Here is a 20,077-nt window from a genome sequence, read left to right as displayed (position 1 = left end):
ATTTCATGCTTATTTGTGAACAGCGTTTGAAACACGCTAATCAACCACCATTCACGTGATGAATTAAAGTTGGTAATGTTCGCGAACTAAGTTTGCGATCCCCAGTTTTTCTAAAATTGGCATTGGGCATAAGAAGGTTGCACGTACCATTCCTGGTAAACGGCTGATTTCGATAGAGCCTGTAATGGTGCAACGGTTCATGACCTCATCCACACTTAAACCTGTGACTTTTGCCGCTCGATTTAAAGCATTGTCCGTTGCATCATTGAGGTTCTTACCTGTTCCCATAAATGTGATTGGAGCACTTTCCTCAATCTCAGTTTGTCCCCAACGCGCACCTAAAGCTTTCACTTTTTCACGCTCTTCCTTGGTAAATGGACGTGCCATTGGTGGTAAGTCATCTGGTGCTTGAAGTAAAATTGGGCCGTCAATTGTTAAGCCTTTAATCACTTCTACTTGTAATTCTGTTTCGCCTGAAACGTCCGTGGCATGTCCTGCAATTTCACCATTGCCTTGTTGCGCATGCATATCCCCCATGTAGACACCTGCACCTGGTACTTTCACAGGACAAATCAAAATACAGCCTGGACGAATCGAATTGGTATCCATGTGACCGTCTGTTTTGGCTGCGATAAGTTCTTCTTCAGTCATTCCGAATTTATGCGGTGCATCAATCAAATACTGACCAAAGTCATGGCAGTTGTGAGAGTCTGGTAAGTCACGTGAAGGTGTCGTACCAATATTGCCGAGGAATGGACGCATATGCGCAGCAACCCCTGGCATGTCAGCACGTGCAAGCGACAAGATTGAATGTTGCGCTGCATGTTCAGGTAATGCAGAAAGCTCATTGGCATTACCAGCTAACTTGTTGGCAATCTCTTGGTTGACCGTCAAGCTCACTTTGTTTTCTTCATCCAACACAATCACATAACCATGTGAAAAGCGAAAAGCACTGACTTCTGCCCCACAGTTTTTACAGTGAATCGCATCGTCGCCAATCCCATCTACATAACTTGCAGGCTGTTCAGTACCACATGCCTCACAATATTTCGCGACAAATGGATCTCCTTTATAACGCCCTTCAACAAATTGCATCACACCCGATGAGGTTGCTGTAGAAGTGACATGCATATCCTTAATCTTTAAAGCAACAGCATCACCTACCTCTGCACCTTCAATAAAGACAGGGAGTGTCACTTCATGACCACCTTGGAATGCAGGTGTAATCATTGGACCCCAACAGCCAGGCGGTGTGCCTGTTTTTAACGTTCCACCATTTTTTAAAGGTCCCAGCATACGTTGGCTTGGTCCCACAATACCGCCTGAAAACTCATTCACCACTAAATAATCGACAGCTCCAGCACTGCCTGCTGCATATTCTTGATTCTTAATTTTCATGGCCTTACCTCTATATGCTTGCTCTAATGTTTAGGTAACAATGTTTTAAAATGGGATGGTGATATCAATTGCGAACTTCTGACCTTCTGGTCGGTTTTCAACATCAAATTCTTTTTGATATTTCGCTGCGATTGCATACCCTTTAGGGAATTGATAGCGAACTTGCGGACCTATGCTGGCTGCTTTAGCTTTAAAGTCACCTAAAACAGCACCTTCACCTGAGTCACCTTCAATCTGACGGTGGATATAACCACCAACACCAACCGCCAAAGGTCCCATGTGTTTAGCGACTAAGTAATCGACATGCAAAGCGTTGCCCGATTCATAGTTGGTATCCTTATTCTCGAAATTGATGTCGTACATCCACTTTGTACTGACTTCGATACCTTGTTTATTTAAGTATGTGGTTGAGATAATTGGTTGAATGGTGTAATAGTTACGTCCAATATTCGCGAGTCTATTTTTGTTGTAAGAGCCAACTGGAATATAAAAGTCGATACCTGTCGCTACATGCCAATCTCCTTTATGCCAACCCAATAAGAATGGATCGATAATGAGATCACCCATTGCCATGTGATCATCTTGACGACCACCTAATGTAAGATCTGCATGGGCATATACAAGGAATGCATGCATGCCCCATGTCGCGCCTAAAAATGTTTTGTCACTGACATAGACACCACGAGCAACTGTGGCAAAAGTATCAATTTTAAAATCATCAAATACTGGATGATCATTTTTAAATTTATCTGCGTTGTAGTATTGGTTATAACTGACGAGATACATCCCAGGTGGTGGCATTGCTCCACCAAAAAAACTCTCTGTTCCATCAGGATAAGCACTTCCGCCATTTTCAGCGGCAAGCGCTAAACTTGCACTACTGAAAAGACATGTGGTCAATGCCACTGTTTTCAGATATTTTCTTACCATTTACAGCATTCCCCTAATTTCTAAAGTCTTTGTTTATCGGACTTTAAGCTCATGACTTAATCTAGACCTGAAACATGGCAGGGAAATATAAGGATGAATCTGTGCTTTTATCAGGCAAAAGCTAAGGAGTAATAGTCAAAATCGTGTAATGTGATAAGAAAAAAACTGACAGAATCTATAAGAATACTTATTTGTATAGGTAGATATACCTATGATCAGCAATGACTAACTGAACCACACCTGATTTTTTGGAAATTATTTCTCCCAATAAAATGTCCTGATATAACAAAAAAACTCCTATAAAGTTTTTAATAGACATCTTGCATAAATCAAAAACAACCAACTCGGTGATTATATTTCGTACCGATCTATAAGCTGTATTCGGTTATCCTTGTTGCATGAACTACTCAAAAGGGCTTTGTTGCACAAACCTATCTGTAAAGGCTTTTTCAGCGATATAATTTTCAAATGAAGAAACCTACACACAAAATCTACCGCACAACCAATTGGCCCGCATATAACCGAGCACTCATGAGTCGCGGAAATATTGCCATTTGGTTTGATCCTGCTACGCAATGGTATGCTCCATCAAAAGGCAAACAAGGGCGAAATCAAACCTACTCCGACGCAGCCATCCAATGCTGCTTAATAATTAAATCCTTATTTCGTCTGTCTTTACGTATGGTTACTGGCTTTGTCCAAAGTCTGATTAAGCTTTGTGGATTAGATTGGATAGCGCCAGATTACTCCACACTGTGCAGAAGACAAAAACATATTGATATTTAAATTAGCTATCAAAAAAGTAATGATAGGCTCCATCTACTTCTCGATTCCACGGGATTAAAGTTTTTAGGTGAAGGTGAATGGAAACGTAAAAAGCATCAGCCCGAATATCGTCGCCAATGGCGTAAATTACATATTGGTATAGATGCTAAAACCCTACAAATACGAGCTGTTCAGCTTACAACCAATAACGTGAGTGATTCGCAAGTACTTGGTGATTTACTGGATCAAATCTCGGTGGAAGAGCAGATTGATTCAGCCTATACAGACGGAGCTTATGACACCAAGCAATGTCGACAGGTCATTGCAGATCGGCAAGCACATGCAGTGATACCACCAAGAAAAAATGCCAAGCCTTGGAAAGATAAAAAAGTTCATTCGCTAGAGCGAAATGAAGTACTTCGCACTGTTAAACGTTTAGGCAGGACACTATGAAAAAATGGTCGGGCTACCATCAGCGAAGTCTGGTTGAAACCAAGATGCACTGCATCAAATTATTAAGCGATAAACTCAGTGCTCGAAATTTTGACAGCCAAGTCAACGAGATTCATGCACGTGTGGCCATCTTAAATAAGTTTGCGGAGCTCGGCCGGCCTCATACCCAAGTTGTCACTTAAATTTGAACAACTTATGAAAGCTCTATCTTTAAAATCTTTATGCAACAAAGCCGATGATTAATACAATTATTCTTTATTCATCTTAGCTTTCTAATTTTTTTTCTTAAAATTTTGTATACATACTCTACTCTCTCTTTTAATTCATTTTCATCTCGAATATATTGATTGTTTATTCGTTGCAGACTATATAGATACTCTCTTAAACCTATAATAGAATCAGATAATATAGGTAGTCTTGTCCTATCTATGTAATCACTTTGAATCCAATCTTTTTTTTCTAATGATGAATCAAAGCTTAATGCAAGTTTAACAAAGCTATCCCAATGATAGGAATCTGGGATATCCTCTAGACTAAGATCTTTAGTCTTTATCACCTTAATCATACTTTTTTCTTTCCTACTATTTCACTTGGTCGAATGTAACCTGGAATTAACCATTCATCTTCTGCAACCCATTTACCATCGATTAATAAATTTTTTTTATTATATTTGTTCTGCTTAGCACGCCCACATTCGACTTTTAACTCATATAGGCTTTGTTGCACAAACCTATCGTTAAGGGCTTATTCCACAATATAATTTCCAAATGAACAAGCCTGCGCCTAAAATTTATCGTACCACCAATTGGTCTTCTTATAATCGAGCATTAATAAATCGAGGAAATATTTCAATTTGGTTTGACACGGCTTTGTTGCACAAAGATTTCATAACTATATGATTTTAAAGGTTTTGATTATTTTTTGATCCAAAATTAAATTTATTTAAATCAGATGCTTACATATTTATGCAACAAAGCCGCTACAAAATATTTTAAAGTTTTCAGTTCCATTGAACCGCCCCATTAAATACTTTTTAAGTATATTAAAATACTATTTATAGCCTATTTTCGCAAAATAAATTCAAATATGGTATGTGATATCGAATAATGGATTATATAGCGATATGTTCAGATCAATAGAAACGTTGCTTATCGATATCCCAACCATACGCCCTCACAAAATGGCAGTAGCCACAATGCAGACCCAAACATTGGTGCTGATCAAAATTGAAACTCAGGACGGGTTGATTGGCTGGGGGGAAGCAACCACAATCGGTGGCTTAGGCTATGGTGAAGAAAGCCCAGAAAGTATCAAAACCAATATTGATACATATTTTAGCCCACTACTGAAGTCGCTGAATAAACAGAATATTGCACAAACCATGCAAGTTCTAAAAAAGAACATCAATGGCAACCGTTTTGCAAAATGTGCTATTCAGACAGCCCTGCTAGATATTCAGGCACAGCGTCTAGGTTTGTCTTTATCTGAACTACTCGGTGGCCGTTTACGTGATAGCGTTCCAGTGCTTTGGGTACTGGCCTCTGGGGATACAGAAAAAGATATCGCAGAAGCACAGAAAATGCTGGCAGCGAAACGCCATAACTTCTTCAAGCTAAAAATTGGTTCTCGTGCGGTTGAAGCCGATGTTGAACATGTACTAGCGATCAAAAAAGCTCTCGGCGATGAAGTCTCTATTCGTGTTGATGTGAACCGTGCCTGGTCAGAACTGGATGCTATTAAAGGCATTACCCTGCTGCAAGACGGTGGTGTCGATCTGATCGAACAGCCATGTGCTATTGACAATATTGATGCCATGGAACGTCTGACTCGTCGCTTTGATATTGCCATCATGGCCGATGAATCACTGATGGGGCCAAGTAGTGCTTATAAACTGGCACGTACCAATGCAGCATCGGTATTTGCAGTCAAAGTGGCGCAATCGGGTGGTTTGCTTGAAGGCCGTGATGTAGCCACTGTGGCTAACCTTGCAGGGATCGACCTGTATGGCGGCACCATGCTAGAAGGTTCTGTAGGAACGATTGCTTCTGCTCACCTGTTCTCGACCTTTGAAAATCTGGCATTTGGTACCGAACTGTTTGGCCCATTACTGCTCACTGAAGAAATTCTGAAAACACCATTGCAATACCATGACTTTGCATTACACCTGCCTCAAGGCACAGGACTCGGCATTGAAATGGATGAAGACAAAATCGATAACCTTCGCCGCAAATAAGCGACACTGTAACGGATTAAGGAGTGAAATATGCTGTTTCATGTACGAATGGATGTAAATATTCCTCGTGACTTGCCTGAAGCACAAGTCAACGAAATTAAAGCTAATGAAAAAGTATACTCACAAGAGCTGCAACGCCAAGGCAAATGGCGTCATATTTGGCGAGTTACAGGTCAGTACTCGAATATCAGTATTTTTGATGTCGAAACTAATGAAGAGCTACATAACCTTTTACAAGGTTTGCCACTTTATCCGTTTATGAAGATTGAAGTCATGGCATTAAATCGTCATCCATCTTCAATTCGAGATGATGATACTTAATTTATTTCAAAATTTTGAGATCAATTTATAAACACGAAAAACAGTTAGCAAGAAGGACTAGGACAAGATTTTTTCAAAAGTAAGAATTGTCCTAATTAACAAAAAATACTTAAGGAGTAAGTAGCATGAACCATCAAGAAATCGATGCTTTAGTTAAAAAAATGAACGTAGACACTGCAACTGGATCTGTAGATGCACGTGTACAGCAAGTTGTTGTTCGTTTGGTTTCAGATCTATTTAAAGCAATTGAAGATCTAGACTTATCTCAATCAGAAGTTTGGAAAGGTCTTGAATATTTTACAGATGCTGGCCAAGCCAATGAACTTGGACTTCTTGCTGCAGGTCTAGGCTTAGAACATTTCTTAGACCTTCGTGCGGATGAAGCTGATGCAAAAGCCGGTATTACTGGGGGTACACCACGTACAATTGAAGGTCCTCTATACGTTGCTGGGGCACCTGAATCTGTAGGCTTCGCACGTATGGACGATGGATCAGAACTAGATACAGTCGACACCTTATTTATTGAAGGTACCGTAACGGATGCTGAGGGAAATATTATTGAAGGTGCCAAAGTTGAAGTATGGCATGCCAACAGCTTAGGGAATTATTCCTTCTTTGATAAGTCTCAATCAGAGTTTAATCTCCGTCGTACAATTTTTACTGATCAAGATGGTAAATATGTCGCTCAAACGACTATGCCAGTCGGTTATGGTTGCCCTCCAGAAGGGACCACCCAATTTGTGTTGAATAAACTAGGTCGACACGGTAATCGCCCTTCTCATGTTCATTATTTCGTATCTGCACCTGGATATCGAAAATTAACAACTCAATTTAATATTGAAGGTGATGAATATCTTTGGGACGACTTTGCATTCGCTACACGTGATGGCTTAGTTGCTACTGCTGTTGATGTTACTGATGAAGCAGAAATCGCACGTCGTGGTGTTGATAAACCGTTTAAGTTTATCCAATTCAACGTTGAACTTGTGAAAGAAACTGAATCAGCACCGACTACAGAAATCGAGCGTCGCCGCGTAAGCGCTTAATCATTCTCCAAGAATGGGTAGTCTCCACTATCCATTCTTCCCCCTACTCTAATTCAATTAAATCATTACTAATCACTATTAATAAGATAATGATTAATAGTGATTTAAATATACAGTTATATTTGTTTGAGTAATTTTTATGATTGATAAATCAGCATCATTACGAGCAGCTCTTTCCCAAATTAAAGATGGTTCAACCATCATGATTGGGGGTTTCGGTACAGCAGGTCAACCAGCTGAACTCATCGACGGCTTAATTGAGCTGGGCATTAAAGATCTCGTCATTGTCAATAATAACGCCGGTAACGGGGACTATGGTCTTGCAAAGCTTCTTAAAGCTGAAGCAGTACGCAAAATTATCTGTTCTTTCCCTCGTCAGTCAGACTCCTGGGTCTTTGACGAGTTATACCGTGCCGGCAAGATCGAACTGGAACTAGTACCACAAGGTAACCTGGCCTGTCGTATCCAGGCTGCTGGCATGGGCCTAGGTCCAATCTACACACCAACCGGTTTTGGCACTTTGCTGGCTGAAGGTAAACCGACCATAAACTATGAAGGTAAGGACTATGTGCTGGAAAATCCAATCAAGGCAGACTTTGCACTGATCAAGGCTTCTAAAGGCGACCGTTGGGGCAATCTTGTTTATCGAAAATCTGCCCGTAACTTCGGCCCAATCATGGCGATGGCGGCAGATGTGACCATTGCTCAAGTATCTGAAGTGGTTGAACTCGGTACACTCGATCCTGAACACATCATTACCCCGGGTATTTTTGTTCAACACGTTGTACAAGTACAGCCTGCACAATAATCACGGATTAGGAGATAAAAGATGAGCTATACCAAACTAACCCGTGACCAGATCGCTGAACGTGTTGCCCAGGACATTCCAGATGGGGCTTATGTCAATTTAGGCATTGGCTTACCAACCAAAATTTCAAGTTATCTGCCTTCAGACAAAGATGTCTTCCTGCATTCTGAAAATGGCTTACTCGCTTTCGGTCCACCCCCTGCTCAAGAAGACCGTGATCCTGAACTGATCAATGCTGGTAAAGAATTCGTCACCATGCTTGAAGGCGGTGCTTTTTTCCATCACGGGGATTCTTTTGCGATGATGCGTGGTGGTCACTTAGATATCGCAGTCTTGGGGGCTTTCCAGGTCGCTGCAAATGGTGACCTGGCCAACTGGCATACCGGTGCACCGGATGCAATTCCTGCTGTTGGTGGGGCCATGGACTTAGCTGTAGGTGCTAAAAAAGTATTCATTACAACAGACCATGTGACCAAAAAAGGTGAACCCAAGATTGTGGCTGAGCTTTCATATCCTGCAACTGGTTTGAAATGTGTCGATCGGATCTATACCGACCTATGTGTGATTGATGTCACTGCTGATGGCATGAAAGTCATTGAAAAAGTCGAGGGCCTCTCATTTGAAGAATTACAGTCTATGACAGGTGCGAAGCTGATTGATGCGACACAAAGTTAAGGGAAGAAAGATCATATGAAAAACGCATATATCATCGATGCTATCCGCACCCCTTTTGGCCGTTATGCGGGTGGACTGGCGCCTGTTCGTACTGATGATCTTGGCGCGATCCCGATTAAAGCCTTAATGGAACGCAACCCAAGTATCAACTGGAAAAAAGTAGATGACGTCATCTATGGCTGTGCCAACCAGGCCGGTGAAGATAACCGCAACGTGGGTCGTATGTCAGCCCTGCTGGCAGGTGTGCCTTATCAGGTACCGGCAACTACGATTAACCGTCTATGCGGTTCATCACTCGATGCGGTAGCCATTGCTACACGTTTAGGAACCACTCACCCATAGTCTGTATGCCTGAATTAAACGTTATGATCCACAGCAGCCCAAGATAATAGAATCTAATGATCCAAGCGCAGAATTAGCAAAGTTAAAAAAAGAACTACAACGGGTTACTGAAGAAAGGGGCATATTAAAAAAGGCCACGGTGTACTTCGCAAGCCAATCCAAATGAGGTACACCTTTATTCAGGACAATCAGCACATATGGCCTGTTCGTCGTTTATGTTCAACGTTAAATGTTCATCACAGTGGTTATTACGCATGGTTAAAGCAACCCACCAGTAAAACTGCCAAGAAACGGCAACAGCTTTCAGGATTGATTAAACAATTCTGGCTGGAATCTGGTGGAGTTTACGGCTATCGCAAGATTCACTGTGATTTGAAAGATGTTGGCGAAAGTTGTGGGATTAATCGAGTACATCGGCTGATGAAAGCAGATGGTCTTAAATCACAGCGTGGTTATCGTAAGCCTAGAGCTTACGCTGGTACTCCGGCTGTCATTGCCGCAAACAGCTTAAATCGACAGTTTAATCCAACTGAGCCGAACCAATTATGGGTGACGGACATGAGAAGTACTGCTTCGCAAGATATCCGTACTCATGAAGGATGGTTATATCTGGCAGTTGTGATTGACTTGTTTTCACGTATTGTTGTTGGCTGGTCAATGAAATCTAGAATCACAACAGATCTAGTTTTAGATGCACTACTGATGGCTTTGTGGCGAAGGAATCCAAAGAACAAAGTCCTAATCCATTCTCTTGCGAAGCAATGCTTCTAAGGTAGCCAATATACCAGCCATGAATGGCAGACATTTCTCAGGCATCATAATCTTGAAAGTAGTATGAGTCGTAGAGGCAATTGCCATGACAATGCTGTTGCAGAAAGCTTCTTTCAGCGGCTTTGTTGCACAAAGCTGTTCTTGAGGGCTTCTTCAGCAATATAATTTTCAAATGAAGAAACCTACACACAAAATCTACCGCACAACCAATTGGCCCGCATATAACCGAGCACTCATGAGTCGCGGAAATATTGCCATTTGGTTTGATCCTGCTACGCAATGGTATGCTCCATCAAAAGGCAAACAAGGGCGAAATCAAACCTACTCCGACGCAGCCATCCAATGCTGCTTAATGATTAAATCCTTATTTCGTCTGTCTTTACGTATGGTTACTGGCTTTGTGCAAAGTCTGATTAAACTTTGCGGATTAAATTGGATAGCTCCAGATTACACCACGCTTTGTAGAAGACAAAAGCATATTGATATTGTAATCAGCTACCAAAAAAGTAGCGATGGGCTGCATCTACTCATAGACTCTACAGGCATGAAGTTTCTAGGTGAGGGCGAATGGAAACGCAAGAAACATGGACCTGAATATCGTCGCCAATGGCGTAAACTTCATATTGGTATAGATGCTAAAACCCTACAAATACGAGCAGTTCAGCTTACAACCAATAATGTCAGTGATTCACAGGTGCTTGGTGATTTACTTAATCAGATTCCACAAGATGAGCGGATTGACTCTGTTTATACTGATGGCGCTTATGACACCAAGCAATGCCGCCAGGTCATTGCAGATCGGCAAGGGCATGCGGTGATTCCACCTAGAAAAAAGCGAAACCATGGAAAGATACAAAGAGTAGCTCCCTTGAGCGAAATGAATTACTTCTAACAATTAAACGTTTAGGCAGGACACTATGGAAAAAATGGTCAGGCTATCATCGGCGAAGTTTGGTTGAAACTAAGATGCATTGCATCAAATTATTAGGAGATAAACTCAGTGCAAGGAGTTTTGATAGCCAAGTTAATGAGATCCATGCACGTGTAGCAGTCCTTAACAGATTTACGGAATTAGGTCGACCACTTACCCAAGTTACGCCTTAAATTTGGCTCAAAATTAGGGGGCGCTTTGCATTTCAAATCTTTGTGCAACAAAGCCGTTTCAGGAGAAAAAAGACTGACGCCTTTTGGCCCTGAAACCTGTAATCTTAAGTGCATCTGTTTTACTCCTTACTTACGTGGTGGATTGTTATCGCGACCACCGCCAGAAGGATTCCCTGTTGTACTTGGCCAGCCTGCTTTACTCATTATGTTCTCCTTAGTTCATGTAGATTCAGCTTCATATCGAGCTGATCGAGGCATTATGGAAGAAGTATTTTTTTAATTTTGCCGTAAACGATTCAAATCAGTATAAAAAGTAATCAAGAAAATATTTTATGCTAATCGGTACCAATCACATTCCGCAGCCTGATTTGAATTACACGCTTTCTTTTTGGCTTTACAATAAATAGGTAACCCTTCTGTATAGTTGTAATTATCACCACTGTATTTACACAGAAAACAACTCTTCACAGGTATTTTCTTTTCAACTACAAGTTTTAACTGCGAGATAAACATATCTCCATGTGCATAGCCCATGAGTACATTTGAGTTTTCAAATTCCAAATCAGTTTCAATAATATTGCTATATTCAATTTTATCTTGATACTTCGATAATTTAGCTTTTATATCTGCTAAATATTCCAAACCCAGCCAAGCCTTACCTGAATCCCAAACTAGAAATAAGAAATACCGCTTATGCATACACTTGCAATCAGCATCTACAATTGGAGCACTTTCCTGATTGAACCCAATAAAAAGAGCATCACTTTGCTTTAAGTCTGCCTGATAAATTTTTTCGACATTCTCTTCACAGTCCAATGGTATTTCAATAATTCGCTTGCCTGAGTTTTCCTTTTTTTCACTCAAAAAATGCGTCACAGCAATTTCAATATAAATACAATCTTCGACATTATTCTGACGAGTTAACAATAGATCGGGAATAAAATGATCGTGCCTTTTTTCAACTTGTATTTTTGAAAAGTAACTTGTGAGATCAAAACGTTTCACCACATATCCAAGATCACAATGTTTTCGGATGGATCTTTTAAATTTATGACATTTCTTGGGCACGTTGAACGTAATATAAAATGGTTCGTTTTCAGTTAAACATCTTTGATAAGTATCAAAAAAAGCACGCTTTCCCAAACGGTGTAAATACGTTTCACCATTACAGTCGAGTACCGTCTTATGGGCAAAATGCGGTTTCTTGATTTTTCCATTTACCTTTGCAATTAAAGGATTGTCACAGCCAAGGCAAATGTATTCAGATTTTTCTTCTTGTCCGACTAAATCAACTGCTTTGACAATTTCACCATGTTCATTTTTTGCATATTGATACCGTGCCATTTCACTTCCTTATAAATTTAACCCGTCCACATCAAATAATTATTTTCTTTTCCTTGTGCATAAGCCCACTCAGCCACCTTATGCGACCGCTCTTTATCCGTCAAAAAACCGAGCACTGATATCCGATCCACAATAATCAAATCCTGTTCTTCATTACGCTCTAGCCACTTATGCAAAAACTCATCTGATGCCAGTAAATTACTTTTCTTAGAATTACAACTTGAATCAGCAAGTACAAAGTTGTGCCCTGTATCTGATGGATACATAGACCATGGAATGAAATGATCAACGGCGTAATTGCCATTGCGCATCGTTTTATTGCAGTAGAAGCATTTACAGTTCTGTAGCTCGACCAACACATTAGCCACAGCATTTAATTGGTTCCGACTCGGCTCAAACATGAATTGTTCAAGATTCGGCAACTGATTCAAAATAGGTGCATTGCTGCTGTTCTTACGGATATAGTCAATCCAACGTTTCTGGCAAAGCTCTTCGATGATTTCACTGAACTGTCGTAAGCAAAACATGACTTGAGGCAAAAGGATGAGCTGCTTTCCACACCGATCAAGCTGATATAAAAACTCAAAATTTTGACCATTGATGTTTTGCAAGTAGCGGACTGGCATGTCTTTTACAGTGCGAGCGACATCTTTAACTAGCTTCAACCACACCAATGAATCTCGTCTTAATAACCCCAGAGAAGAGTAGCTTTGCCGAAGCTGTATAATGCGATTCACAATGGCAGCTTGTTTACCATTATTTTGATTTAAGATGAGTTGCCCTTCATCATTAAAGGTATATGGCACAGCCTGCTTCCAATACAACTCAATAAATTTTTCAGCAATATCGGTATATTCAAGAGCTAAGCTCTCGCCTAAGTCTTCACCTTTTTCAATTGCCAATCGGCTTAGGCTAATTAGCAATGCAAATTTATAAGTGCTACTAAAACTACCTGACTGTAAAATCAGCTGAATATTTTTAAGGAACTTAAGCTGTTCCAGCGCAGTAGGAATAAAGTCAGGCATGTTTTTTCCAAAGAAGATTAAGCCATTTTTCTTGTCGATCAGGTCGCTGATCTACCGTGATCCATTGCTGTATCTGTTGAACATTATCAAACTGCTCAAGTAAATCATTTGCTTGAGCCTCATCTAAATCCGTAAATTGACGCCCCTCTTTTTCTCGATCACTATTGCCATACTTAAATGACATATACAGCACACCGCCTGGCTTTAAAACAGAGATTAATTTTCCAATAACCTCAACTAATCGACTGCGCTCACAATGCAACAAAGATGCACATGCCCAAATTCCATCATAGATAGCAACCCCACTTAAATCATAGAAGCTTTGGAGTTTCACTTTAACACCCGACAGTATCGTTGCCTTTTTGACCAGCTCTTCTGAATAGTCAATCGCTTCTACCTGATAGCCTTTATTTTTAAAAGCCAAAGTGTCACGCCCTGAGCCACAGCCTAAATCCAGGATGCGTGCTGAATCTGGTAACTCAGCTAAAAATGGTTGGTATAGGCTTTCCATATCCACATACAACGTGGCTTGTAAAAATTGATCTGCGTATTGGTTGTAATAGTCTATTGTTTTCATATTGGTTGCTTAGGCTAAACACTGACCCCCAGTCTACTAAAAAACAAAAAAATAAGGGAGCATTTGCTCCCTTATCTTTTTAGTCAAATAAATCTGCTCTTACTTCTTCCAAAGCACGATCTGACTTAAAGCGATTACATATCGGGTGAATAATTGCTCCATTTTCTAAAACACCGTAACCACCTTCTGCTTTCGATTCTCGATGATCTACTTCAGTTGACTCAAGGTATAAAGCGCTATCACATACTTCGCAATAGCTCCATATTTTCCTTTCCTCACGTTGATAAAGATTTCTTTTGGTCGCGAGTGAAAAATTTAGAGGTTTTTTCTTCTTTGTTAGTCTTACTGATTTCACAAAGCTCACAACATCATCCACAATGCTCTCATCATAATCACCACCAAAACGGTCAAGGTAAAAATCATTAAAATTAATATAATCAAATGATTGACTCATCGAAAGAATGACCGTGTTCAAACAAACTTCATCTTCAAAATCTAAATTCATATTGAGTCCAATACAGATAAAGGCTTGATACACGTTCTTCAATCGCTCATGTGATCTGATCCCGCTACCAAACTTACCTACAGTTTCTTTGATCGCCACAGGAATTTTTTCAATTAAACTTTCAACACCACGGCGTGCTCGAGTAAATCCAATAAAATCTATCTTTTTATTCTGTATTTCAAAACAGTCTTTTTCAATTTCACAGACGATAGAGAACCAGGCCAAAAAGGATGTCACTTGAAAACGATTATCTTTATAAAAATATAGTTTTGGGTGTAGACCCAAACTTGGAATCCGAATACTAATTGGTGGTGTAGCGATACGACACAGCACAACTCTAAGTTTTAGCATTAAATTTTCTACACGCTGACCTTGGTCTATACTCACAGTATTCTGACAAGTATCACCAAACATGATATTCAGGAGTTCATTGACCAAGCCGATTTTTTTACCGTGTGTTAAATCTGGCTCTAAAAGTATTATCTTAAAAAGATGATCATGAATTTGCTCACCCAAAGTAATCACTTCATTTATCCGCTCGTAATTCAGTTCAGCCAAGTTGGATTTATTATCGTTTATATAACAACACGCATAAATCACATAAAAAGCATCACTTCCCCTATTTTGTAAATGAGATTCTTCATCTGGATCTAATCGTTTCGTATCCGAATTGATTGAACAAAAGGCTTTTCGAGCTTCCTCAGGTGTCCCAATGACTTTAATAAAATTAATTTTGGTTGATTTTAATTTTTGCTGATACTCAGAATCGCTACATAACTCTTGAAAATCAGCTAATCCACCTAATCGATTACGAATCTGACGAATATCTCGTTTTTGTGGTGCCGTGAATTTTGGGGCTCCTGCTACTTGCTCATCAATAAAGTATCTTTTGATCCAAGCATAAATGATTGAAATCCTGTGCCCACCATCGATAATATAAATATTGCCAGTGGCATCTTTCCAATAGCGAACGCATAAATTGACATTACGATCATTCAAACATTTTAGAATAAACTTCTGAATTTCAGCAGGGCTCCAACACTCTGTGGAGCGTTGATTGTCTGCCTTATATAGTTTTTCTAGAATCTCATGGTTGGCGAAGTCATAAAGTGATATTTCAAAATTATTGTGCAGATTTGAGTGTGACATTTCGTCAAGCAGCATCATTTTTCTTTGAATAATATTGGTTAAAAGCTTAGTACGAGCCATTTTATTTTCTCTAGGCAATACTTCTCTAGATCTCGTGAGATTACGAAATTAGAAGTAATTAAAATTAAAATCAGTGATAAATGAATTAAAAACTCATTAACTCAGAAGTATCTTTTTGCTAGAGAAAAAACAGATAGAAATAATATAAAGACGCATTTTAAACCTCGTTGATAGATTGTCGTTTGCCAATATCCTTTCCACGAGATGGAGGCAAACCAAATAGGGTGTGGAAATACCGCTCAACGAAACGGCCAGTCAAAGACTGCCCTACCTGGCTTACCATAAAAGCGCCATGTAGACACAAAAGAGCCACTAAAAGCGACTCTTTAGTTCGTTGAGTAACAGGTTTCCACGCCTGGTCACAGATTTTGCTGTAACATCTTTATCTTATGTGCATAAATTCAATTGGTCAAATTTTATGATCAATATTTAATCAATTGATTCAAAAATAATTACCTATATTTTTAGAGGCTTAAGAATACAGATAAGTATCTTATAATTTCTACTATATTTAGTTGCTGTAAACTGATCGCAATGAAACTCTATATATTTAAGCAGCGTGATTTAATAAAGGAAGTAGATTGAAACTGCAAATTTTATCTGATACTCACAATTCTAAATATTCAATATCAGAGCAAGCTGATGTCATTATTCACGCTGGCGATTTTTCTAATCGCTTAAGTGGTACAATTGAGTTTGCCGAAAAATGTAAATCTCTGAATAAAAAATTTATCTTTGTTTTAGGTAATCATGATTACTACAGCTCTAACTATAGTTCAGTCGTGAATTTCTTGAAAGAAAACTACCCAAAAAATGCACTAGTTGATGACAACCATATCAAAATTCAAGATAAAATATTTGTAGGTGGCACGCTGTTTACGAACTTTCGCTCCAATTCACCACTTACATCTCCTGAGGTACTTTTACAGTCCCAAAAAGATGCTGAACAATCGATTTATGATTTTGATCAAATCATGATTAGCAATGAAAATAGACCTATAACCGCCGATGACTACATAAAACTATTTAAAAAATATCATCAAAATATTTTGCAGTTTAGAGGGCAAGATCATGTGATTGTTATTACGCATTTTCCACCTCATTTAGCTTGTCTTGATCCATATTGGGGTACGCATCCTGTTGCATCAGCCCTCAATCCCTATTTTATTAATGACCTAGATGTAAAAGGCTTTAAGTTATGGATTGCAGGACATACGCATACATCAGTGGATACTGTAGTCGATGGATGTAGATTAGTGATCAATCCTTTGGGTTATCCACCAGAGCAAGGTAAAAATGGGTTTAGAGAAAATTTGATCATCGAAGTTTAAATAGATATATTTTTCTGAAACTTTTTTAAAGCGTCAGATAACTCGATTTTAACTAAATGTGCGGAATTCTCCATCTATAATCTGTGATTTAGATGGAGATGGATAGCACGCCTTTTCAGTCGGGTCTCTCTTGGTTTTGGATGTATTCTCGAATTACATCAATTGTCGCTCCACCTGTTGTAAGTAGACAGTATGCCCTCGTCCAAAGCACAGGTTTCCAATAATAAGGTTTTAGTTCTTCACCGAACTCCTTGCGTATCAGTCTGCTTGATACAGTTTTTAGATTATTGATGAATTTACTTGGCATGATGTTCGGGTGCATATCTAACAATAAGTGAATATGATCAGCTTCACCATTGAACTCAATCAAGTCAATCTCCCAATCAGCACAGTTCTTTTTTACAATTTCTTCAAGCCGATTGATCATCTCATTTGAAAGGCATTTCTTGCGATATTTTGTTACCAACACTAAATGATATGTAAGTTTATAAACACAGTGATAATGTGACTTCATTACATTTACACTAAGCAATTAATTTGCTAAATTATAACCATGAAACAACCTTTTTTGAAAGCGTATAAATATCGCATCTATCCTACTTCTGAGCAGAAAGTGCAATTTGAAAAGCACTTCGGATGCACTCGCTTTATTTTCAATTGGGCTTTAGCACTTCAAACTAAAGCTCATTCTGAAACTCAAAAATTATTATCAAAAAAGGATATTCAAGACCAATTAGTTGCCATGAAAAAACAACCTGAATTCGAATGGTTGAACGAGGTGAATAGTCAATCACTTCTTAGTGGGTTACTTCACCTACACACTGCTTACAACAACTTTTTTCAGCGATTAAAGAAAGGCAAGGTTGAATTCAGAAAGATCAAAGGATATAAACCAAATCCTGATGAAAAACGCCCATTAAGTCATCTTGTCGGCTACCCACGGCTCAAATCCAAGAAAATACCGCAACGGTCTTATCAATGCCCTCAGCACGCAACAGTGAGCTTTGAGAACGGATTACTTCATCTACCTAAAATTAAAGGGATAAAAACTGTATTTAGTCGGGTATTTAATGGGAAAATCAAAACTGTCACCATTAGCAAAACAGCGACAGGTAAGTATTATGCTTCGATTTTGGTCGAGTCAGAGTTAGAACTTGTTGCATCAACAACAATTCAAGCTGATCAAACCATCGGAATTGATATGGGTTTGAATCACATGCTCATTCAATCCGATGGTAATAAGGTTGAAAATCCAAAATACTTGCGACAGGCTCAAAACCGACTATCCATACAGCAGAAGATATTTGCTCGAAAGAAGAAAGAATCAAAGAATTATCAACGTCAAAAATTAAGTGTTGCATTCATCCATGAAAAAGTGCGCCTGCAACGCTTAGACCTACATCACAAACTCACGCATTACTTGATCTGTGAAAACCAAGCGACCACGTATGCTGTAGAAGATTTAGGGATAAAAAATATGGTAAGAAATCGAAAACTAGCCAAGTCCATTTCGGATGTGGCTTGGGGTCAATTTCTTACGATATTGCAATACAAGGCAAAATGGTTCGGTAAGAATGTGCTACAAATTGGAAGATTCGTTCCAAGTTCTAAAGCATGTTCATGTTGTGGTTATACTATGACAAAATTGCCACTAAGCATAAGAGAATGGCAATGTCCTGACTGTGAAACAGTGCATGATCGTGATTTGAATGCAAGCTTGAATATACGCAATTTCGCTTTAGCTGATGCACTAGGACATAGTGCTGTATAAAGAGTTCCTGTACCGCCATACTGTCAGCGCAGTGCGGTATCGAAAGGTGCAATCTCTAAGATTGCATGGGTCGCAAAGATTCCCCCACCATAGCTCTTAGCTTGGTGGTGGGAGTATGTCAAGTCTTGATGCTACATCTTGATATGTTATAATTTGTACATCAAAATGATGTACTTATTGGTGAAGAAATGGCTAATTTAGCAACTGAACGAATTAATGTTCGTTCAACAGCAGATGCAAAGAATGTGATTGAGCAAGCTGCGAATTTATTAGGCCTCAGTGTAAGTTCTTTTATGCTGCAATCCTCCTTTGAACGAGCAAAAGACTTACTTAAATCTAACCATGAGTTGAAAGTAAATAATGCTGATCGTGATATGTTAATGAATTTGCTTGAAAATCCACGCCCTGCAAACGATGAAATGAAGAAATTAATGAGTTTATTAGATGAGAATTGAGATTTTACAAACTCATCACCAAAGAAAATCATTTAATTGTGGGCAAGATGACTTAAATAAGTTCATTAAACAATATGCGTCCCAACATCAGAAATCAGGGACAAGTAAAACGTATGTTGCTGTTGATCATGCTTCAAATGTGATAGGGTTTTACTGTCTATCTAGTACCTCTATTGGATTCGATTTAGTAGATACCGTACTCACCAAACGCTTACCTCGTTATCCACTCCCTTGTGTTGTTGTAGGTCGCTTTGCCGTTGATAAAGTGACTCAAGGGCAAGGAATTGGAAAAGTGCTTTTAGCACATGCTCTCAAACAAGTTTCAAAAGTTGCTCAAATTATTGGTGTAAATTTTGTTGTAATACATGCAAAAGATCAAAAAGCGATGGAATTTTATCAGCGTTTTGGCTTCATTTCTTTAACATCAAATCCATTAACATTAATATATCCAGTGAATGAAATGCCTAATTTTAATTAAAGTGGTCTACTAGGAATACAAGTAACTGGTAAACTATGAATGAGAATTGGTGACAGACCTATCCAATAATCTGCAAATTTTTCAAGATCTTGCTCTTCAACATGCTGATATGAAGATGAACTATTCATTAATGCAGCATGAATACGTTTTAAAACATCAGAGATGTCTATTATGAGCACAATGTAGTAAAGAGGCACATGCCCAAATACCATCATATGTTTCATATTCTGCTAGTCATAAAAACTTTGATAACGTACTTTCAACCCTGTAAGTTCAGTCGCTTTTTTTACAAGTTCTTCAGAATAGTCAATCGCATCTACGTAATAGCCCTTTTTTCTAAAAGCCAAAGTATCCCGACCTGAGCCACAACCTAAATCTAAAATGTAGGCATCATGTGCTAATTGCTCTAAAAAGGTTGGTATAGTGCTTCCATATCCACATTCAAGGTCGACTTTATAAATTGATCAGCCTGTTTATTGTAATAATCTATTGTTTTCATTCAGTTGGATACATCTCAGCCATGTATATATACGATA

General features: G+C 39.0%; 19 protein-coding genes and 5 pseudogenes. 13 read left to right on the top strand and 11 right to left on the bottom strand.

Features of this window, described 5'->3' with window-relative positions; all coding sequences use genetic code 11:
- Positions 1 to 63: 63 nt before the first annotated feature.
- Positions 64 to 1,398, bottom strand: coding sequence for an acetamidase/formamidase family protein (locus FTU75_RS14305; RefSeq protein WP_180109972.1), 1,335 nt, complete (start codon positions 1,396 to 1,398; stop codon positions 64 to 66).
- Positions 1,399 to 1,443: 45 nt separating this feature from the next.
- Positions 1,444 to 2,328, bottom strand: coding sequence for a transporter (locus FTU75_RS14300; protein WP_180109971.1), 885 nt, complete (start codon positions 2,326 to 2,328; stop codon positions 1,444 to 1,446).
- A 468-nt stretch (positions 2,329 to 2,796) separates the two neighbouring features.
- Here FTU75_RS14300 and FTU75_RS14295 point away from each other — a divergent pair.
- Positions 2,797 to 3,728, top strand: a pseudogene (locus tag FTU75_RS14295) (IS5 family transposase).
- A 77-nt stretch (positions 3,729 to 3,805) separates the two neighbouring features.
- Here the strand turns inward: FTU75_RS14295 and FTU75_RS14290 are convergent.
- A complete protein-coding gene (locus FTU75_RS14290) occupies positions 3,806 to 4,111 on the bottom strand; it encodes a hypothetical protein (protein WP_218948106.1) in 306 nt (101 codons plus the stop codon).
- On the bottom strand, positions 4,108 to 4,272 hold the full coding sequence (locus FTU75_RS14285; protein WP_180109970.1) for a hypothetical protein: 165 nt from the start codon (positions 4,270 to 4,272) through the stop codon (positions 4,108 to 4,110). The genes FTU75_RS14290 and FTU75_RS14285 overlap by 4 nt, the downstream gene beginning before the upstream one ends.
- Before the next feature lie 41 nt (positions 4,273 to 4,313).
- Here FTU75_RS14285 and FTU75_RS14280 point away from each other — a divergent pair.
- The 8 genes and pseudogenes from FTU75_RS14280 to FTU75_RS14235 all read left to right on the top strand — a co-directional run.
- Positions 4,314 to 4,409 (top strand): annotated as a pseudogene (locus tag FTU75_RS14280) (IS5/IS1182 family transposase); the annotation flags it as partial.
- 260 nt (positions 4,410 to 4,669) lie between these two features.
- A complete protein-coding gene (locus FTU75_RS14275; protein WP_180037009.1) occupies positions 4,670 to 5,779 on the top strand; it encodes a muconate/chloromuconate family cycloisomerase in 1,110 nt (369 codons plus the stop codon).
- 30 nt (positions 5,780 to 5,809) lie between these two features.
- Positions 5,810 to 6,100, top strand: coding sequence for a muconolactone Delta-isomerase (gene catC, locus FTU75_RS14270; RefSeq protein WP_180079175.1), 291 nt, complete (start codon positions 5,810 to 5,812; stop codon positions 6,098 to 6,100).
- 125 nt (positions 6,101 to 6,225) lie between these two features.
- Positions 6,226 to 7,146 (top strand): catechol 1,2-dioxygenase, encoded by a 921-nt coding sequence (gene catA / locus FTU75_RS14265; RefSeq protein WP_180109969.1) that lies wholly within the window; start codon positions 6,226 to 6,228, stop codon positions 7,144 to 7,146.
- A gap of 139 nt (positions 7,147 to 7,285) precedes the next feature.
- Entirely contained in the window at positions 7,286 to 7,954 is a 669-nt protein-coding gene (locus FTU75_RS14260; RefSeq protein ID WP_180102730.1) for a 3-oxoacid CoA-transferase subunit A, read from the top strand.
- Between the two features lie 21 nt (positions 7,955 to 7,975).
- Complete coding sequence (locus tag FTU75_RS14255) at positions 7,976 to 8,629, top strand: 3-oxoacid CoA-transferase subunit B (protein WP_180037005.1); 654 nt, start codon at positions 7,976 to 7,978, stop codon at positions 8,627 to 8,629.
- A 15-nt stretch (positions 8,630 to 8,644) separates the two neighbouring features.
- Positions 8,645 to 9,865 (top strand): annotated as a pseudogene (locus FTU75_RS18520) (IS3 family transposase); the annotation flags it as partial.
- 49 nt (positions 9,866 to 9,914) lie between these two features.
- Positions 9,915 to 10,846: pseudogene (locus tag FTU75_RS14235) on the top strand (IS5 family transposase).
- A gap of 330 nt (positions 10,847 to 11,176) precedes the next feature.
- On the opposite strand, the gene FTU75_RS14230 reads toward FTU75_RS14235, so the two are convergent.
- The 4 genes from FTU75_RS14230 to FTU75_RS14215 all read right to left on the bottom strand — a co-directional run bounded on the left by FTU75_RS14230 (position 11,177) and on the right by FTU75_RS14215 (position 15,506).
- Entirely contained in the window at positions 11,177 to 12,190 is a 1,014-nt protein-coding gene (locus tag FTU75_RS14230; RefSeq protein ID WP_180109966.1) for a competence protein CoiA family protein, read from the bottom strand.
- A gap of 17 nt (positions 12,191 to 12,207) precedes the next feature.
- On the bottom strand, positions 12,208 to 13,215 hold the full coding sequence (locus tag FTU75_RS14225; protein WP_180109965.1) for an HNH endonuclease domain-containing protein: 1,008 nt from the start codon (positions 13,213 to 13,215) through the stop codon (positions 12,208 to 12,210).
- Positions 13,208 to 13,792 (bottom strand): class I SAM-dependent methyltransferase, encoded by a 585-nt coding sequence (locus FTU75_RS14220; RefSeq protein WP_180109964.1) that lies wholly within the window; start codon positions 13,790 to 13,792, stop codon positions 13,208 to 13,210. The genes FTU75_RS14225 and FTU75_RS14220 overlap by 8 nt, the downstream gene beginning before the upstream one ends.
- 79 nt (positions 13,793 to 13,871) lie before the next feature.
- Complete coding sequence (locus FTU75_RS14215) at positions 13,872 to 15,506, bottom strand: HNH endonuclease (protein WP_180109963.1); 1,635 nt, start codon at positions 15,504 to 15,506, stop codon at positions 13,872 to 13,874.
- Between the two features lie 581 nt (positions 15,507 to 16,087).
- On the opposite strand from FTU75_RS14215, the gene FTU75_RS14210 reads away from it, so the two are divergent.
- Positions 16,088 to 16,837, top strand: coding sequence for a metallophosphoesterase (locus tag FTU75_RS14210; protein WP_019383650.1), 750 nt, complete (start codon positions 16,088 to 16,090; stop codon positions 16,835 to 16,837).
- A 115-nt stretch (positions 16,838 to 16,952) separates the two neighbouring features.
- Here the strand turns inward: FTU75_RS14210 and tnpA are convergent, their stop codons facing one another.
- Positions 16,953 to 17,351, bottom strand: coding sequence for an IS200/IS605 family transposase (gene tnpA, locus FTU75_RS18715; RefSeq protein WP_152873595.1), 399 nt, complete (start codon positions 17,349 to 17,351; stop codon positions 16,953 to 16,955).
- A 39-nt stretch (positions 17,352 to 17,390) separates the two neighbouring features.
- Here tnpA and FTU75_RS14200 point away from each other — a divergent pair, with 39 nt between their 5' ends.
- From FTU75_RS14200 to FTU75_RS14190, 3 genes are all read left to right on the top strand, one after another.
- Entirely contained in the window at positions 17,391 to 18,608 is a 1,218-nt protein-coding gene (locus tag FTU75_RS14200; protein ID WP_180109962.1) for an RNA-guided endonuclease TnpB family protein, read from the top strand.
- A 188-nt stretch (positions 18,609 to 18,796) separates the two neighbouring features.
- Positions 18,797 to 19,063 (top strand): DUF1778 domain-containing protein, encoded by a 267-nt coding sequence (locus tag FTU75_RS14195; RefSeq protein WP_026094019.1) that lies wholly within the window; start codon positions 18,797 to 18,799, stop codon positions 19,061 to 19,063.
- Positions 19,053 to 19,541 (top strand): GNAT family N-acetyltransferase, encoded by a 489-nt coding sequence (locus FTU75_RS14190; protein ID WP_180109961.1) that lies wholly within the window; start codon positions 19,053 to 19,055, stop codon positions 19,539 to 19,541. The genes FTU75_RS14195 and FTU75_RS14190 overlap by 11 nt, the downstream gene beginning before the upstream one ends.
- Here FTU75_RS14190 and FTU75_RS18710 read toward each other — a convergent pair.
- Together FTU75_RS18710 and FTU75_RS14185 are read right to left on the bottom strand one after the other, a co-directional pair.
- Positions 19,538 to 19,765 (bottom strand): hypothetical protein, encoded by a 228-nt coding sequence (locus FTU75_RS18710; RefSeq protein ID WP_373685880.1) that lies wholly within the window; start codon positions 19,763 to 19,765, stop codon positions 19,538 to 19,540. The genes FTU75_RS14190 and FTU75_RS18710 overlap by 4 nt on opposite strands.
- A pseudogene (locus FTU75_RS14185) lies at positions 19,707 to 20,040 on the bottom strand (class I SAM-dependent methyltransferase); the annotation flags it as partial. The pseudogene FTU75_RS14185 and the gene FTU75_RS18710, both read right to left, overlap by 59 nt.
- Positions 20,041 to 20,077: the final 37 nt, after the last annotated feature.

The organism is Acinetobacter sp. YH12140 (genome assembly GCF_013418475.1).
Classification (GTDB): domain Bacteria; phylum Pseudomonadota; class Gammaproteobacteria; order Pseudomonadales; family Moraxellaceae; genus Acinetobacter; species Acinetobacter amyesii.
The sequence above is the reverse complement of the archived record's forward strand: the minus strand, read 5'-3'. Positions and strand labels throughout refer to the sequence as shown.

What these genes read in the sequence shown, in the direction of transcription:
- FTU75_RS14200 (WP_180109962.1), top strand. Translation starts at nt 17,391, where the DNA reads ATGAAACAACCTTTTTTGAAAGCGTATAAATATCGCATCTATCCTACT.
- FTU75_RS14255 (WP_180037005.1), top strand. Translation starts at nt 7,976, where the DNA reads ATGAGCTATACCAAACTAACCCGTGACCAGATCGCTGAACGTGTTGCC.
- catA (WP_180109969.1), top strand. Translation starts at nt 6,226, where the DNA reads ATGAACCATCAAGAAATCGATGCTTTAGTTAAAAAAATGAACGTAGAC.
- tnpA (WP_152873595.1), bottom strand. Translation starts at nt 17,351, where the DNA reads ATGAAGTCACATTATCACTGTGTTTATAAACTTACATATCATTTAGTG.
- FTU75_RS14260 (WP_180102730.1), top strand. Translation starts at nt 7,286, where the DNA reads ATGATTGATAAATCAGCATCATTACGAGCAGCTCTTTCCCAAATTAAA.
- FTU75_RS14195 (WP_026094019.1), top strand. Translation starts at nt 18,797, where the DNA reads ATGGCTAATTTAGCAACTGAACGAATTAATGTTCGTTCAACAGCAGAT.
- catC (WP_180079175.1), top strand. Translation starts at nt 5,810, where the DNA reads ATGCTGTTTCATGTACGAATGGATGTAAATATTCCTCGTGACTTGCCT.
- FTU75_RS14275 (WP_180037009.1), top strand. Translation starts at nt 4,670, where the DNA reads ATGTTCAGATCAATAGAAACGTTGCTTATCGATATCCCAACCATACGC.
- FTU75_RS14215 (WP_180109963.1), bottom strand. Translation starts at nt 15,506, where the DNA reads ATGGCTCGTACTAAGCTTTTAACCAATATTATTCAAAGAAAAATGATG.
- FTU75_RS14220 (WP_180109964.1), bottom strand. Translation starts at nt 13,792, where the DNA reads ATGAAAACAATAGACTATTACAACCAATACGCAGATCAATTTTTACAA.
- FTU75_RS14305 (WP_180109972.1), bottom strand. Translation starts at nt 1,398, where the DNA reads ATGAAAATTAAGAATCAAGAATATGCAGCAGGCAGTGCTGGAGCTGTC.
- FTU75_RS18710 (WP_373685880.1), bottom strand. Translation starts at nt 19,765, where the DNA reads ATGAAACATATGATGGTATTTGGGCATGTGCCTCTTTACTACATTGTG.
- FTU75_RS14300 (WP_180109971.1), bottom strand. Translation starts at nt 2,328, where the DNA reads ATGGTAAGAAAATATCTGAAAACAGTGGCATTGACCACATGTCTTTTC.
- FTU75_RS14290 (WP_218948106.1), bottom strand. Translation starts at nt 4,111, where the DNA reads ATGATTAAGGTGATAAAGACTAAAGATCTTAGTCTAGAGGATATCCCA.
- FTU75_RS14190 (WP_180109961.1), top strand. Translation starts at nt 19,053, where the DNA reads ATGAGAATTGAGATTTTACAAACTCATCACCAAAGAAAATCATTTAAT.
- FTU75_RS14230 (WP_180109966.1), bottom strand. Translation starts at nt 12,190, where the DNA reads ATGGCACGGTATCAATATGCAAAAAATGAACATGGTGAAATTGTCAAA.
- FTU75_RS14225 (WP_180109965.1), bottom strand. Translation starts at nt 13,215, where the DNA reads ATGCCTGACTTTATTCCTACTGCGCTGGAACAGCTTAAGTTCCTTAAA.